This window comes from Lactiplantibacillus argentoratensis (assembly GCF_037290055.1).
GTDB lineage: Bacteria > Bacillota > Bacilli > Lactobacillales > Lactobacillaceae > Lactiplantibacillus > Lactiplantibacillus plantarum.
The window spans coordinates 937439-954465 of record NZ_CP147647.1; the positions used below are offsets into that span (position 1 = coordinate 937439).

The 17027-nt window shown below is 46.6% G+C and carries 13 protein-coding genes; all 13 read left to right on the forward strand.

The window, feature by feature from the left end:
* The first annotated feature begins 623 nt into the window (after window positions 1-623).
* The 13 genes from V7R88_RS04355 (at window position 624) to V7R88_RS04415 (ending at window position 16823) form a co-directional block, all read left to right on the forward strand.
* Window positions 624-1265 (forward strand): glycoside hydrolase family 73 protein, encoded by a 642-nt coding sequence (locus V7R88_RS04355; RefSeq protein WP_057717911.1) that lies wholly within the window; start codon window positions 624-626, stop codon window positions 1263-1265.
* Between the two features lie 50 nt (window positions 1266-1315).
* On the forward strand, window positions 1316-1903 hold the full coding sequence (locus tag V7R88_RS04360; RefSeq protein ID WP_003641335.1) for a xanthine phosphoribosyltransferase: 588 nt from the start codon (window positions 1316-1318) through the stop codon (window positions 1901-1903).
* A gap of 23 nt (window positions 1904-1926) precedes the next feature.
* On the forward strand, window positions 1927-2475 hold the full coding sequence (locus tag V7R88_RS04365; RefSeq protein ID WP_054396257.1) for a DUF2179 domain-containing protein: 549 nt from the start codon (window positions 1927-1929) through the stop codon (window positions 2473-2475).
* 113 nt (window positions 2476-2588) lie between these two features.
* Window positions 2589-3758: a 5-(carboxyamino)imidazole ribonucleotide synthase gene (locus tag V7R88_RS04370; protein ID WP_054396256.1), complete on the forward strand. Its 1170-nt coding sequence runs from the start codon at window positions 2589-2591 to the stop codon at window positions 3756-3758.
* 455 nt (window positions 3759-4213) lie between these two features.
* On the forward strand, window positions 4214-6481 hold the full coding sequence (gene pcrA / locus V7R88_RS04375) for a DNA helicase PcrA (RefSeq protein WP_060599229.1): 2268 nt from the start codon (window positions 4214-4216) through the stop codon (window positions 6479-6481).
* Between the two features lie 16 nt (window positions 6482-6497).
* On the forward strand, window positions 6498-8537 hold the full coding sequence (gene ligA, locus V7R88_RS04380; RefSeq protein ID WP_063724339.1) for an NAD-dependent DNA ligase LigA: 2040 nt from the start codon (window positions 6498-6500) through the stop codon (window positions 8535-8537).
* Window positions 8534-9709: a CamS family sex pheromone protein gene (locus tag V7R88_RS04385; RefSeq protein ID WP_187349274.1), complete on the forward strand. Its 1176-nt coding sequence runs from the start codon at window positions 8534-8536 to the stop codon at window positions 9707-9709. Before ligA ends, V7R88_RS04385 begins: the two co-directional genes overlap by 4 nt.
* 40 nt (window positions 9710-9749) lie before the next feature.
* Complete coding sequence (gatC, locus tag V7R88_RS04390) at window positions 9750-10070, forward strand: Asp-tRNA(Asn)/Glu-tRNA(Gln) amidotransferase subunit GatC (RefSeq protein ID WP_003641341.1); 321 nt, start codon at window positions 9750-9752, stop codon at window positions 10068-10070.
* Window positions 10070-11533 (forward strand): Asp-tRNA(Asn)/Glu-tRNA(Gln) amidotransferase subunit GatA, encoded by a 1464-nt coding sequence (gatA, locus tag V7R88_RS04395; RefSeq protein WP_057717915.1) that lies wholly within the window; start codon window positions 10070-10072, stop codon window positions 11531-11533. The genes gatC and gatA overlap by 1 nt, the downstream gene beginning before the upstream one ends.
* A complete protein-coding gene (gatB, locus tag V7R88_RS04400; protein WP_054396243.1) occupies window positions 11533-12957 on the forward strand; it encodes an Asp-tRNA(Asn)/Glu-tRNA(Gln) amidotransferase subunit GatB in 1425 nt (474 codons plus the stop codon). The genes gatA and gatB overlap by 1 nt, the downstream gene beginning before the upstream one ends.
* A 104-nt stretch (window positions 12958-13061) precedes the next feature.
* Complete coding sequence (locus V7R88_RS04405) at window positions 13062-14084, forward strand: diacylglycerol kinase (RefSeq protein ID WP_054396241.1); 1023 nt, start codon at window positions 13062-13064, stop codon at window positions 14082-14084.
* Between the two features lie 333 nt (window positions 14085-14417).
* On the forward strand, window positions 14418-15791 hold the full coding sequence (rlmD, locus tag V7R88_RS04410) for a 23S rRNA (uracil(1939)-C(5))-methyltransferase RlmD (RefSeq protein ID WP_011101269.1): 1374 nt from the start codon (window positions 14418-14420) through the stop codon (window positions 15789-15791).
* A 453-nt stretch (window positions 15792-16244) separates the two neighbouring features.
* Window positions 16245-16823, forward strand: a complete 579-nt coding sequence (locus V7R88_RS04415; RefSeq protein ID WP_162490195.1) for a TetR/AcrR family transcriptional regulator — start codon at window positions 16245-16247, stop codon at window positions 16821-16823.
* Window positions 16824-17027 lie beyond the last annotated feature (204 nt).

Consider the following 17027-nt stretch of genomic DNA (forward strand, 5'->3'; position numbering starts at 1 on the left):
ATGGCGGATGGTGAGGTACCCAACTTTTGATAAATTGGTCGTTGTTTTTTATAAACGGTAATTTTGTCAATCAACTGTTAGGTCGAAGAAGACATTGTGATAGCTCACTATTTCGGAATTACCAGTCATAATAATTGAACGTTTCGACAAATCAGAGAATACATCCTGATATTGTACTTAAAGTTCCCGTGTTAAAATAGCCAACGACAAATTGTACCAAGTTAGGTGGCCGTTCATCAGCCATTCGAGCGGGTTCCCGAAACGTGCTCGGTGCCACTGAAGCCTGTGCTTGCTACGCCAACGGACGAATGCTAAGACCGCATTAATCCGTTGGCTAGGCAATGCTCAGCTTCAACCCGTGGCCCCTCACACTCTAGAGACTGGAGGGGCTGGGTGACAATGCTCAGTAGCCAAATTATTCTTAGTCGGAAGTGTTCTTCTTCCGGCTTAAAATAAGACTCGTATTTGAGATGACGCGGGTTGTGCGTTAGCTCAAATCGACGTCGGCTTACGTTCCAGCAATTGTCACCCAGCCCCGGAGGTCGGAATAGGACGCGCACCGGCTGACGAACAACAATCCAACTAAACAGGGTTGTAATGCGATGACCAGAAAGGAGGCGGCTGTGATGGCGGGTAAGCGGCGAAGGATACGGCGGAAGCAACGTGCAAGGTCACAATTATTCGTGAAGAAGGGCCGCCTTCAGTGGGTCAATATCTTGTTAGTGCTTGCGGCGATGATTGGGATGGTTTGGTATATTCAGCATAATTGGGCGGTTAAGTCACGGGTTACGGCGACAGCGCCGACGACAACGCATACGGCGTTTATCAAAAAGCTAGCGCCAGCTGCGCAAAAGCTTGATCAACAATATCACGTGTTGGCGAGTATTACGCTGAGTCAGGCGATTTTGGAGTCGGACTGGGGGAAGAGTACCAATGCGACGGAGAATAATAATCTGTTTGGTGTCAAGTCCGCATCGGGGCGGTTAATGACGACGCAAGAGTATTATGATGGGGCCTATCATACGGTCAAACGCCGCTTCGCTGTTTATGATAGCTGGCATGCTTCACTGGTCGATCATGCCAAGAAGTTGGCGTACGGGACGACATGGGATTCGCAGCACTACGCTGCGGTGATTAAGGCAACGGATTATCAGACGGCTGCACAAGCATTGCAGACGGCCGGGTATGCGACTGATCCAAGTTATGCACAAAAATTAATTAATATTATTCAAAAATATGACTTACAACGGTATGATAGAAAGTAATGAAATTAATGGCAGTATTTTAATGTCGCTTATAATTCTAGGAGGGTACTATGCGAGAACTTGAAGAACGCATTTTGAAAGATGGCCGGGTCCTTCCCGGTGAAGTATTGAAAGTGGACGGCTTTTTGAATCACCAAGTTGATCCTGACCTGATGTTTGCCATGGGAACGGAATTCGCTCACTTGTTTCAAGATGCGGGTGTGACGAAGATCTTGACGGTTGAATCATCAGGAATTGCGCCGGCAGTGATGGCGGGGTTAGCAATGCACGTGCCCGTTGTGTTCGCACGTAAGCATAAATCGGTCACGCTAATTGATGATTTATACACAGCTGAAGTTTATTCTTACACGAAGAAGACGTCTAATCACATCTCGATTGCAAAGAAGTTCTTACAAGCGGATGACCAAGTGTTGTTAATTGACGACTTTTTGGCCAATGGTCAGGCGGTTCAAGGGATGTTTGAAATCTGCGACAAGGCTCACGTCAAGATTGCGGGCGTCGGTATTGTGATTGAAAAAGTCTTCCAAACGGGTCATCAATTGATTGCTGATCGCGGCGTCCGTTTAGAATCATTAGCACAGATTACGTCATTTGATGGTGATCGGGTGCACTTTGCTTCGGAGGACACCCAGGCTTAAGTTAAGAAAGCGAGGGAATTATGATGCACATTGATATGGGGATGTTAGTCCTTATTTTTGTCATCAACTTTGCTTACATTACGTTGAACACCGTACGCTTTTTGCTCGTAATGCGGGGTTATCGGTACTTCGCCGCGTTTGCGAGTGTTATTGAAATCACGATTTATGTCCTCGGGTTATCGCTGGTCTTAAATCGCCTCAATAATCCGATTAATTTGGTCGTATACGCGTTAGGTTACGGTGTCGGTGTGTACGTTGGGATGGCGATTGAAGATCGGTTGGCACTTGGCTACACGATGATTTCGGTAATCCTGCCTGATCCCAAGTCGTCGTTGCCGGGCGTGCTTCGTGAAAATGGCTTTGGGGTCACACAACACGCCGCGTATGGTCTCGAAGGTGAGCGGTTAGAATTAGAAATTTTGGCGCCGCGCAAGAATGAACGCCGGCTGTATGGCTTGATCAAAGACGCGGCCCCCAATGCGTTTGTGATTGCGTACGAACCGCGCTACATTTCCGGTGGTTTTTGGCTCAAGCGAGTTAAGCGCCGTAATGCACGTCGAAAAAAGCAGTGATAAACTTGCAACCGCGCGCGTCAGCAAGTATGATTGTTACAGAATAATGCGCGTTAAAAATAATTCAATAATCAGATTATAATTATTTAAAGCATAGGAAAGTAGGGACTGAAGTGGACAACTCGATTTTAAACCCAGGTGGTACGCTTGGCATTATTGGAAGTAGTACTAATGGTGTTGGATTAGTAATTGCCGCGCGTAATGCTGGCATCAATGTCGGGGTATACGGCGATAACGAAAATACTGAGACCATGGAACTGGCAGATTTTCGCGTTGTCGGGGCCCTCAATGACCAACAACAATTACAGAATTTTGCAGAACGCTGCGATATGGTGACTTACGAGTCGGAAACCATTGATGCGTCGGTGATTAATTTCTTGGCGGCCCATACTCGGGTACCTCAAGGCGCCGATGCGCTGGAAATTACGCAAGACCGCTCATTGGAACGGGCATTTTTCAGTCAGCTCAACTTGAATGTCGCTCCGTCAGCGACGATTGTTAGCTTAGACGATGTCTATCAATCCATTGGGTCAATTGGTTATCCAAGCATCTTGAAGCCGATTCAAAAGGGCTTGGGTCAAAACCGGCAGCTGGTCATTAAGACGCAGACAGATATTGTCAAAGCGGCTGATTTGTTGGATTGGGGCACGTATTTGTTAGAATCACTAATCCCATATGACAAGGAACTCTCCGTGTTTGGTGCTAAGAGTGGTGACACGACAGCATTTTTCCCAACTGTTGAGAACCGTTATCGTAATCATGAGCTGGTTGCTTCGATCGTGCCAGCCCAAATTGATTCGGCCGTGAATGACGAAATGCGGCGGATTACGAAAGAAATTAGCGATAATTTGAGTTATACGGGGGTCTTTGAAGTGGCCTTCTTCCTCACGAAGAGCGGCAATTTGTATGTTAAGCGGATCGTGCCAGCGATGCATCAAGCGGGTTACGTCTTCGAACGCGCCACGAATATCAGTATGGCAGAGCAACACTTGCGGGCAATCGCGGGACTACCGTTGATGCCAGTTAAGCAATTGATGCCCGTGGTGGCCGCTTACTTCACGCCTGCTCAGGAGAGTGGCATTCGGACTCAGTGGCAGATCAAGACCAACTGGTTCTTCAACTTCTATCACCGAACATTGCTACAAGCGCACCGTGCGCCTGCCGCCGGTCACGTGCTAGTCGAGGCACCGAGCGTCAAAGAAGCCCTGGAACAGATTGAAGACACTAGCATCTGGCAGTTTAGCCAAACGACGCCAGCAGACAGTGATGCAGCGGACGAGTAACGTCTGATTCGAAGCGACGGCTTGGTCGCGTTACGGTGCGTTACGGTCAATTGAATACGCCGGTTCAGGACGACTGACAAGTCGGCTGACCTGTCCGGATCAAGTTAAAAATCCAATTCATTTGTGAATTGGATTTTTTTAACGCTTGGTTTGATTCGGGTAAGCAAGCAATGAAGGCCGCTTTGCGGTGAGCGGCTATACGGATAAACGTTGCATAGTTGTCAGGGGTCTTGCCGGTGACCATCAGGCGGGCTGGCAACATTCGTTAAAGTTCTGCAATATTTTGGTCAATCCGTTTTCCGTGTATGGGAGATGTTGTAAAATTAATAGGGGTGTCACTGACGATGGCAAAGTCGTGATTTTTGTGAGCGATGCTGACCTTAAAGTACAGCAATCACGGTCAAAATTTGCTATAATGTTTGGTGACTGATTTTTAGAAAGGGTGGCGAACAAGCGTGTCGAAAGAAAGCCTATTGGCAGGAATGAATGACAAGCAACAGGAAGCCGTTTTAGACACAGAAGGACCGCTACTAATTATGGCCGGTGCGGGTTCGGGGAAGACCCGTGTATTGACGCACCGGGTAGCTTATTTAATCGAAGAACAAGGGGTCAACCCTTGGAATGTTTTAGCGATTACGTTTACGAACAAGGCCGCACGTGAAATGCGTGAACGGGTCGGCAAGTTGTTAGGTGAATCGGCGCAGGAGGTCTGGGTCTCAACGTTCCATGCCCTCTGTGTTCGAATTTTACGGCGCGATATTGAACAAATCGGGTACAACCGGGCGTTCACAATCGCCGGTACCAGTGAACAGCGGACCTTAGTTAAACGAATCTTGACGGAACAAAACATTGATTCGAAAAAGTTTGATCCGCGGTCAATCTTGTCCGCAATTTCAAATGCCAAAAATGATTTACAAACACCAGAGATGTATAAAGAATCGGCTGCCAGCCCCTTTGAGAGCATCGTGGCAGACGTTTATTTGCAGTACCAACGTGAATTAGCGGCGGACCAAGCCGTTGATTTTGACGATTTGATCATGCTGACGATCCAGTTATTCAAACAGAACCCGGAAACGTTAGCGTGGTACCAAAATAAATTCCATTATATTCACGTCGATGAATATCAAGATACCAATAACGCACAGTATACGTTAGTTAACCTGTTAGCTGACAAGTATAAGAATTTATGTGTGGTTGGGGATGCGGATCAATCGATCTATGGTTGGCGGGGTGCCAACATGGAGAACATCCTCGACTTTGAGAAAGATTATCCGCAAGCTGACACGGTGATGTTGGAACAAAACTATCGTTCGACCAAGACTATTTTGTCGGCGGCCAACGCGGTTATTAACAATAATTCAACTCGGCGGCCCAAGAAGTTATGGACTGAAAATGAACCGGGCGACAAGATTTCCTATTATCGTGGTCAGAGTGAAAGCGACGAAACGCACTTTGTCATCGCTAAGATTCAAGAGAGCATGCAACGGGATAAGATGAATTACGGCGATTTTGCAATTCTCTACCGGACGAACGCGCAGTCCCGGGTAATGGAAGAATCACTCGTTAAGGCGAATATCCCTTATACGATGGTCGGTGGTAATAAGTTCTATGACCGTAAAGAAATTCGGGACGTCTTATCGTACCTGACTTTGGCAGTTAATGATCAAGATTCAATGAACTTCGAACGGGTCGTTAACGAGCCTAAGCGGGGCATCGGGCAAACCAGTGTTGAAAAATTGCGGTTGTTCGCGGATGAAGCCGGCTACTCCATGTTGGAAGCAGCCAGCAACGTTGACATGGCCAATGGTATTTCTGCACGGGCCAAGGGTGCGTTAGCGAAGTTTGCGGCGACAATGAACGAATTGCGTGCGATGCGAGAATACTTATCCGTGACGGATCTAACGCAGGAAATTCTGGATCGTACGGGCTACATGAAGGCGTTGAAGGATGCCAAAGCTACGAAGTCGTTGGAAGCACAGGCCCGCATCGAAAACATCGAAGAATTCTTGTCTGTGACCAAGCAATTCGATGATAGTTATCAACCTGAAGATGAAGATAGTGATAAGTTCGTGGACTTTTTAGCTGACTTAGCGCTAGTTTCGGATGTTGATAACGTCGAAGAAGAACCCCAAGCCGTGACGTTGATGACGTTACATGCAGCGAAGGGGCTTGAATTCCCTGTCGTTTTCTTGATTGGGATGGAAGAAGGAATTTTCCCACTATCCCGGGCGATGATGGACGAAGATGAGCTGGAAGAAGAACGGCGACTAGCTTACGTGGGAATTACACGGGCCGAGAAGAAGCTATACTTGACCAATGCGTACTCACGGATGCTATATGGTCGGCGGCAAAATAACCCGGCTTCACGTTTCGTTGAAGAAATCGAACCAGAGCTGCTTAAGAATGAGAATACGCTGGATGGTGCAAGCAGCACTGGTCCCAAAGTGCCATTTGGGGCAGATCGTGAACGACGCGCCTTTACACCTTCATATAAGAAGAACCCGGTTGGCACACGCGCCACGGTCAAGAAGGCCAGTGGTACCGGCGCTGACAAGAATAGTTGGTCGATCGGTGATAAAGTCAAGCATCGTAAGTGGGGAACCGGAACGGTCGTGAAAGTTACTGGTGCAGGTGAAGATGCTGAACTGGACATTGCTTTCAAATCAGAAGGTATCAAGCGGTTGTTAGCAGCATTCGCACCAATCCAAAAAGTACAGGACTAGTTAGGAGGACTGGCTGATGGCGGACAAACCCAACACAATGACGGTCGAGCAGGCGGCTGATGAAGCGGCTAAGCTACGGCAAACATTAAATGAATGGCGTCGGCAGTACTATGACGAAGACGCGCCAAACGTCGAAGATAGTGTGTATGATCAAAACTATGAACGATTGGTCGCGCTCGAACAAACTTTTCCACAGCTCGTGACGCCAGATTCGCCGACGCAATTAGTTGGTGGGACGGTTAAATCAGGTTTCGACAAAGTGACCCATGAGATTCCGATGTTGTCATTGGGCGACGTCTTCTCACAGGCTGAGCTACAAGAATTTGTGGACCGCTTGGAACAGAACGTGGGTCATCCAGTTGACTATAATTGTGAGCTAAAGATTGATGGGCTGGCACTCTCCTTGCGATATGAAGATGGTGTGTTGGTTCAAGGATCAACGCGGGGTAACGGGACGGTCGGCGAAGATATTACGGCTAATATCAAAACGATCAAGTCGATTCCGCAACGGTTGACCCGACCACTGACGATCGATGTGCGTGGCGAGTGTTACATGCCTAAAGCGGCGTTTGCGGCTTTAAATGAACGACGCGAAGCAGCTGGAGAGCCCGTCTTTGCGAACCCGCGGAACGCTGCGGCCGGCACCTTACGGCAGTTAGATTCACGCGTTGTGGCGGAACGGCAACTCAGCACGTTTATGTACAACATTGCCGATTACGAACCGTTAACTGCTCGCACGCAAAGCGACATGCTGACAGAATTCGCAGACCTTGGTTTTGCCATTAACCCTGACTTTAAGGTGGCCCATTCGATGGCCGACGTCTTTAGTTACATTGACCATTATCAAAATGAGCGGCCAGAATTGGCATACGGTATTGATGGCATCGTGATCAAGGCGAACCCGCTACCATTGCAACGGTCGCTGGGGGCGACGGTCAAGGTCCCTCGCTGGGCGATTGCCTTCAAGTTTCCACCTGATGAACAGCCGACCCTTTTAAAAGATGTTGAATGGACCGTTGGCCGTACTGGCGTCGTTACACCGACTGCGGTCATGGAACCTGTTCAATTGGCGGGGACGACGGTCGCCCGAGCGTCCTTGCACAATCCTGATTACGTGGCAGCTAAGGACGTTCGAATCGGTGACACGGTCCTGTTGCACAAGGCCGGTGATATCATCCCGGAAATCTCATCAGTTGATTTGAGCAAACGCCCTAAGGATGCCGAACCACTCGTTATCCCAACCGATTGTCCGTCCTGCGGGGCGCCACTGGTTCATTTGGAAGATGAAGTGGCTTTACGGTGCATTAACCCGAAGTGCCCGGCACAAGTCCAAGAAGGGTTGGTCCACTTCGCGTCTCGCAATGCCATGAATATTGACGGCTTGGGGCCACGGATCATTGCACAGCTTTATGCGAATCAGTTGGTTAGTGACGTTGCTGGTTTGTACCGTCTAACCAAGGCGCAACTGTTAACATTAGATAAAATAAAAGATAAGTCTGCTGAAAAACTCTTGACAGCAATTGACCGTAGCCGTGATAATTCACTTGAACGGTTATTGTTCGGCCTTGGTATTCGGCACGTTGGTGCTAAAGTGGCGCGATTAATTGCCCAATATTTTGGGACGATCGAAGCGTTGATGGCGGCAAGCCAAGAGGAAATCGCGGCGATCGATTCGATGGGTGATGTGATTGCAAACGCCGTCGTTCAGTATTTTGCGAGCGACGAAGTTCATACACTTATTCGCGAATTACAAGCGGTCAACGTAAATACCACTTATCAGGGCCCTAGTGCCACCGTGGCAGAAGATAGTAACAGTTGGTTTGCAGGCAAGCGGGTCGTGCTGACGGGTAAGCTGGAAAGCTTTACCAGGCCAGACGCGACTCAATGGCTCCAAGCCCACGGTGCCACGGTCACGGGGAGTGTCTCCAAAAAGACGGACCTCGTGATTGCAGGTAGCGATGCCGGAAGCAAGTTGCAAAAAGCACAGCAGCTGGACATTACCGTATGGGATGAAGCCCGGTTCAGCGAAACAATGAGGGAGGATACACAAGCGTGAATGTTAAACGCATACGCACGATTGGTTTAGTGGCAGTAGCTGCCATTGTTCTGGCCGCTTGCGGTAATTTAAAGAATTCGTCCTTTGGATCGTCGAGTAGTGGCACGACGACAACTGGAACGAAAACGACGACCACGACTGGAACTGCCGACAATGCATTTTATCAAGGTGTGATTAAAAATGGCCGTTATCGGACAAGCAAGTCGCGGGGCGTAGTCGTCTCACAAAATGATAACGTCATGAACTTGAAGAGCTTCGAAAGCGGCTTATTAGACGTCTCCAAAAGGGTCTTTCCAACGAGTAAGTATGTCTTCCAAGAAGGCCAGTATTTGAGCTCATCGACCGTCGAAAATTGGCTTGGTCGTAAGTCTAGCAGTAATTCAGAGGGGTTGAACCCGAAGAATAATGGCAAGAAGGATCCGAATACGCGCAACCCGATTTACCTTCAACAGCTTGAAGAGCAAGATTACATGGTTCAGAATGGGAGTAAATTGTCACTCGGTGGGGTCACGATTGGGTTAGGAATGAACTCGGTCGATTACTACACCAAGGTTGAATATGGGGCGACATACGAAACAAACATTTCAACGACTGAATTAACGGCGCAAGGTAAGAAGATGGCGAATACCGTCTTACAACGCCTGCGTCAACGTTCAGCTTTGAAGAATGTGCCAATCGTTTTAGCACTTTATAAGCAGTCTTCGAATGATAGTTTAGTTGGTGGTGACATGATTGCCTATGCTGTCTCTAAGAATGGTTCGACCTCGATTTCAAACTGGACGTCGTTGAATTGGAAGAATTACGTCTTCCCAGCAACTTCTGAATCGAAAAACTCGGGTGCGAACAGCAATGATGAGTCAGACTTTAGTCAATTTAAGTCCCACGTTCAGAACTTCTTCCCGAACTTGTCTGGTGTCACGGCAAATGCCCATTACAAGGACAAGTCGTTGAGTAAATTAAGTGTTAACATCACAACTAAGTTCTACAGCGAAACGGAAATTATTAGTTTCACGCAGTACTTAGCAACGGCTGCAAAACGCTACTTGCCATCTGGTGTTCCGGTTGAGATTACGGTCAAGAGTGCCAATGGCGATATTCAGAGCTTCTTGGCGAGAACGGCGAAGGGTAGTTCGTATTACACCCACGTCTTTAGTGACCAGGGTGACAATTAAACAATAATATTGAGTAAGATTTGAGAAAGAAGGAAATCTGATGGCTGAAGAACGAATTAATGCCGAACAAGTGCAACACGTGGCGAGCTTAGCCAAATTGGAATTTACGCCAGACCAATTAGCGATGTTTACACCGCAACTGGAAAAAATTATCGGCATGTTCGAAGAATTAAGCACGGTTGATACGACGGGCGTACCCGTAACGTCTCGGATGAGTGACCATACCAATACGTTACGCGAAGACGTGGCAGTTAAGAGTGACGAAGCACTCCGGGAAGCATTATTGAAGAATGCGCCGGAAACGGCTAACGGCTTGATCAAAGTGCCAGCAATTATTGATGAAAGTGGGGACGGTGAATAATGACTTATTTCGACCAAGATCTAACTAGTTTACACGCTGACTTAGTAGCCAAGAAGATCAGTGCCACGGAACTAGCGAAGGCCACTTTTGCTAATATGAATCAGGTTGACCCTCAACTCGGGGCTTTCTTGAATTTAAATGAAGACCAAGCTTTACAACAGGCGGCCGCTTTGGATCAAAACGGCATCGATGCGAACAACGTCTTTGCCGGCATTCCAATGGCAGTCAAGGATAACATCGTGACGAAGGGGCTAACGACCACGGCCGCTTCCAAGATGTTGGAAAACTTCGTGCCAGTCTACAATGCCACGGTAGTCGACAAGTTGCTGGCTAGCAACGCGTTGATCGTTGGTAAGACCAACATGGATGAATTTGCGATGGGTGGTTCGACTGAAACGTCAGCGTTCCATGTCACGCGCAACCCTTGGGATATCAGTCGTGTGCCCGGTGGTTCTTCGGGTGGTTCAGCTGTCGCGGTGGCTTCTGGTCAAGTGCCAGTTGCACTTGGTTCCGATACTGGTGGTTCGATTCGGCAACCATCATCATTTAACGGGATTGTCGGCATGAAGCCTACGTACGGTCGGGTCTCACGCTGGGGATTAATTGCTTTTGGGTCTTCATTGGATCAAATTGGTCCGATGACACGGACGGTCAAGGATAACGCGGCCGCATTGAATATGATTGCGGGTAACGACGAACATGATACGACGTCATCTAAGCAAGCTGTGCCTGACTTTACGGCCGGCTTGACGGGTGATATCAAGGGTATGAAGATCGGGTTACCAAAAGAATATATGGGTGACGGGATCGATCCTAAGGTGCGCGAAGTCATTCAACAAGCGGTCAAGCAGTTTGAAGACTTGGGTGCCACGGTCGAAGAAGTTTCCTTGCCTAATAGCCGCTACGGTGTGGCTGCTTACTACATCATTGCGTCTTCAGAAGCTTCTTCAAACTTACAACGGTTTGACGGGATTCGTTACGGCTTCCGGGCTGACGATGTCAAGAACTTGGAAGATGTCTATGTCCGTAGTCGTTCCGAAGGTTTTGGTGATGAAGTTAAACGCCGGATCATGTTAGGGACCTTCTCCTTGTCAGCTGGTTATTACGACGCGTACTTCCACAAAGCTGGTCAAGTCCGGACGATGATCATCAATGACTTTAATAAGGTTTTTGAAGACTACGACTTAATTATGGGACCAGTTGCGCCAACGCCAGCCTTCAAGTTGGGTGACGAATTATCTGACCCAATTACGATGTATATGAACGACGTCTTGACGATTCCAGTCAACTTGGCTGGATTACCAGGAATGTCAGTACCAGCTGGGTTTGCAGACGGGTTACCAGTTGGCTTGCAATTAATTGGTAAGGCGTTTGATGAAAGCACGATGTATCGCGCCGGCTACGCCTTTGAACAAGCAACGCAAGTTTATAAGCAAACCCCGAAAGTCGGAGGTGCTAACTAATGAATTTTGTAACCACGATTGGTTTGGAAGTCCACGTTGAATTAAAAACGAACTCAAAAATCTTTAGTCCTTCACCCGTGCAATTTGGTTCCGAACCAAATGCCAACACGAACGTGATTGACTGGGGGTACCCCGGAGTATTACCAACGCCTAACAAGGGCGTGGTCGAAGCTGGAATCAAAGCAGCAACGGCTTTACATGCTGAAATCGAACATCACACGTACTTTGACCGGAAGAACTATTTTTACCCGGATAACCCGAAGGCCTACCAAATTACGCAACATGAGAAGCCAATTGCACATGATGGTTGGATTGAAATCGAAGTTGATGGCAAGAAGAAAAAAATCGGTATCGAAGAGATGCATATCGAAGAAGATGCCGGGAAAAACACCCATGAGAACGACTATTCCTATGTCGATTTGAACCGGCAAGGGACGCCGCTAATTGAAATTGTTTCCAAGCCTGATATCGCTTCACCAGAAGAAGCTTATGCTTACTGTGAAGCGTTGCGGCAACGGATTCAATTTACCGGCGTTTCAGACGTTAAGATGGAAGAAGGTTCAATGCGGGTCGACGTCAACATTTCGATTCGGCCAGCTGGTTCCGATAAGTATGGTGTGAAGACCGAAATGAAGAACTTGAACTCCTTCAACTACGTGCGCAAGTCACTAGAATATGAAGAACAACGTCAGCAACAAGTTCTCATGGCTGGTGGCAAGATCCAACAAGAAACGCGGCGGTTTGATGAAACGACCGGGCAAACGATCTTGATGCGGGTCAAGGAAGGTAGCGATGATTACCGTTACTTCCCAGAACCTGATATTCCAGCTGTCGATATCGATGATGACTGGATTGCGACCGTTAAGAAGACCATTCCAGAAATGCCTGGTTCGCGGCGTGAACGTTACATCAATGAATTTGGCTTGACGGCTTATGATGCGGGCGTCTTGACCCAAACTAAGGAAATGTCAGACTTCTTTGATGCAACGGTTGCGGAAGGTGCGGATCCTAAATTAGCGTCCAACTACTTGCAAGGGGACGTTAACGCGTACTTGAACGAGCATAAGGTTGATTTGCTAGCGACCGACTTAACGCCAACTAACTTGGCTGGCATGATCAAGATGATTTCGGATGAAACCATCTCAAGTAAGATTGCCAAGAAGGTCTTTAAGGCTATTATGGCGGGTTCAGAACCAGTCAAATGGGTCAACGACAAAGGCTTAGTTCAATTGTCTGATCCGGCAAAGTTACAACCAATCGTTGACGACGTATTGGATAATAATCAACAATCAATTGACGACTTTAAGAACGGGAAAGACCGGGCCGTTGGCTTCCTTGTAGGTCAAATCATGAAGAAGACACGTGGCCAAGCTAACCCGAAAGTCGTCAACCAATTATTAATGACATCATTAAAAGCACGGTAACAGCGTTAGTCGATAAGGTGTTGAGCCTCGATTGATGCATGTCCAGCGTTGGGGTAAAGATGAGACGCTGAACGCTTGACCGTGTGAGCGGAGGAATAGGAAACATGCGTAAACGGGCACGACTTATTTATAACCCGACTTCTGGACGTGAGGCGTTGGCCCACGATTTAGTTGAAATTCTTGGTATCTTTGAACAAGCTGGTTATGAGACCAGCGCGTTCGCAACGACGCCCGCCCCTAATTCGGCGGCCGATGAAGCGCGGCGTTGTGCCAAGGACGGGTTTGAACTGATTGTAGCAGCTGGTGGTGATGGGACCATCAATCAAGTAGTAAATGGGTTAGCCGGGTTAAAGCGGCGACCTAAGATGGCAATTATTCCGGCGGGTACGACCAACGATTATGCCCGGGCACTGCGGATTCCACGCAATGATCCGGTTGCGGCGGCTAAGGTAGTCCTCAAGAACCAGACGGTCAAGATGGATATCGGTCAGGCTGGTGAACAGTATTTCATTAACATTGCGGCTGGGGGCATGTTAACGGAGCTGACCTATGACGTGCCGTCACAATTGAAGTCGATTTTTGGTTACGCGGCTTACTTAGCCAAGGGCGCGGAGTTATTACCCCGAGTAAAACCAATTGAGATGGATTTAAAATACGATGGTGGTCATTATCAGGGTAAAGCGTCAATGTTCTTCTTAGCGCTGACGAATTCAGTGGGTGGCTTTGAGCAGTTAGTGCCGGATGCGTCTTTAGATGATGGCAAATTTACCATGATTATTGTGAAGACGAGCAATCTGGCCAAGATGCTACACCTGATGACGTTAGTGCTCAATGGTGGCAAGCATATCAATGATCCAAGTATCATTTATGTGAAGACGAGCAAAGTCGTTGCTAAACCAGCTGATAAGGATCGACTAATGATCAACCTCGACGGGGAGTACGGTGGTGATGCACCAATGACGTTCCGTAATTTGAAGCAGCATATCGAAATGTTTGCTGATACGGATCGGATTCCTGATGAGGCCATCACGGATACCGACCCAGAGTTGGAAGACGCAGAACGCCACTTTGTCTCCGCTGTTGACCAGTTGCCAGCTGCAACTGAGGACGACGAAAAAACAGAATAACTTGCTTAAATTACCGTTTACCGATACAATGGTGGACGGTAATTTTTTTAAAAGTGTTACCGTCACAGGGACCTGATTGAGCATTGCCTAACGATTTAATCGTTTGTCGGTTTAGCAATGATTTGTCAGTGGTGCAAAGCATGAGACAGCTCAAATTCGCGCGTTTTGACACTCACAGTAAGCAATTTGAATAGCATGTTTAATCAGTAAATGTTAACGACACTGCCAAGTGTGGCAGTATTAATAACCATATCACTCGCTGCCCGGAGCAGTGGCTACCAGGCAGTAACTAAAAAATAATAAGTCACTAACAAAGAAAGCAAGAGGAAACAAATGAAAGTTAATTTACCAGTGCACAAGGGTGAAGTTTTAGACGTCACTATCATGGATTTAACCTATCAGGGTATGGGTGTTGCTAAAGTCGATAATTACCCAATCTTTATCGAAAATGCATTGCCAGAAGAAAAAATTACGGTCAAGGTCACGAAGACGACGAAGAACTTTGCGTTTGGTGATGTGGAAAAGATTAACCAAGTAAGTCCTCACCGGGTTAATCCTAAAGGGCGCGTTTATCGTCAAACCGGGATTGCACCACTACAACACTTGGAATACAGTGAACAATTGAAGTTTAAACAGCACCAGGTGGCTGAATTATTCGCAAAGGTCCACATGGATGATGTTGAAGTCTTACCAACGATTGGCATGGCCAACCCGACGCAGTATCGGAACAAGGCCCAAGTGCCTGTACGACAAGTCCAAGGACAACTCACGACTGGTTTTTACAAGAAGAATAGTCATCAATTGATGCCGATTGAAGATTATTATATTCAAGATCCCGCAATCGATAAGGCAATCGTAGTGGTTCGTGATATTTTGCGGAAATATCACGAGGCGGCTTATGATGAATTTCATCATAGCGGGACGATTCGGACAATCATGGTACGGCGTGGGTATTACAGCCATGAGATGATGGTCGTCATCGTGACGCGGACGAAGCACTTGCCAATGGCTGACGTGGTCACACAAGAGATTCAAGCAGCGTTACCAGAAGTCGTCAGTGTGATTCAAAATGTTAATTCTAAGAAGACTAACGTAATCCTAGGCCCAGTTAACAACGTGTTAGCTGGTAAGGCAACGATCGATGACCAGTTACTCGGTTTGACCTTCGCTATTTCCGCTCAATCCTTCTACCAAGTCAATCCGCAACAGACGGAAAAACTTTATCAGTTAGCCATTGATCAGGCTGGCTTGACAGGGAACGAAACGGTGATTGATGCCTATTCCGGTATCGGAACGATTTCGTTAACGATGGCCCAACATGCCAAGCAAGTGTACGGAGTTGAAATCGTACCAGCAGCTATCGATAACGCGCGGCAAAATGCGGACAAGAATGGGATTACTAACGCGACCTTTGTTCTGGATAGTGCGGAAAAAGCCATGGCTAAGTGGCAAGCCGATGGCGTAAAACCAGACGTGATCGTCGTTGATCCACCACGTAAGGGTCTAGACGCCGACTTCATCAAGAGTGCCGGTGAAATGGCGCCTAAACGGGTGGTTTACATTAGTTGTAACCCATCGACCTTAGTTCGTGACGTTCAGCGATTTGCGGAATATGGGTACCACATTAGTGCCCCGGTCCAACCAGTGGACCAATTCCCACAAACACCGCATATTGAATCGGTAACGGTGTTGGAACGCGAACAATAAGCGTTTTAAAACTGGATTATTAATGAAATTATAAAAAATGTGTTGGTTGCCTGATTATTTGTCGGGTAATCAACACACTTTTTTAATTAGCTTGAGGACTAATTTTGAATTAGAAGCACAAAATAACCGTTTTTAAGCACTGATATTGATTTGAATTCATCTGATTTTAATAGGTAAATCATTTAGAATCGACTAATAAAACAGTTGATTGATAATTATAATTGTTATTTTAAATAATTTAATAAATAATGCGCTGTAATTGGTGTAAAATAATTCATTGGAGTTGATTGAGTCAAATTTAGCGTATTAAATTAAACAATTGTATTTATTGGTCAAAAAATACCCACAAAACCCATCAATTGTATTAATTTCAATAAAAGTATGCATTTCATCTCGGTTTTTGACCAGTTTGGGTTATAATGATAAACGAAATAAACCGATAAATGGGGGAGCATGATGGTAAAGAGAAGAACACTGACACAGGCAAAAGTATTAGCAACAGCTAATCAGTTAATTGAAAGCAAAGGAATTAACGGATTAACAATTCGGGATTTAGCGTTAGTTTTGGATGTGCGGCCGCAATCAATTTATAATTATGTTGATAGCTTGAGTGATTTATTAGATCAGGTTGGCCTCCAATTTGTTCAAAATGTTGCGGATCGTTTAACTGAAACAATCTCAGACGTTGACGGTGATGAGGCTTTGATGGCATTTGCTCAAGAATTCCGGGCGGCCTGCAACCAGCATCGGGGGTTGGCACCGTTATTACTTGACTTAAATGATAACCTAAGAATCCCACGGTCTCGTAAAGCGATTGTGCAGTTATACCAGGATATGTTTAAACCATTACAATTAGATGATTCGGCACGGGTGGAAAATACCTTGTATCGTTCCACATTGTTCGGATTCATTATCCAAGAGATTGGTGGCTTCTTTAAGATGCAAGGGACTGAACTTGATGATCGGTTCACGAAGGTCATGCAGTTAGCGATTGATCAGACACATTTACCCGCTGATAAACCGAAAAATTAATTTAAGATTAAGTGCGACTATCTTAGTAGATAGCCGTTTTTTTATCCGTTCAATTTGGCAATGGTAAGCGGAAAATGATGGGTAACGCAATGATTTTTGTTAGTGTTGAAATTAAAATTAATGATGGTTTATTGAAGTGAATTTTATGCGCAATCATAATGAAAATCTTAATTCTGCATGGTAAACGTTAAAATAGGGCGTTAT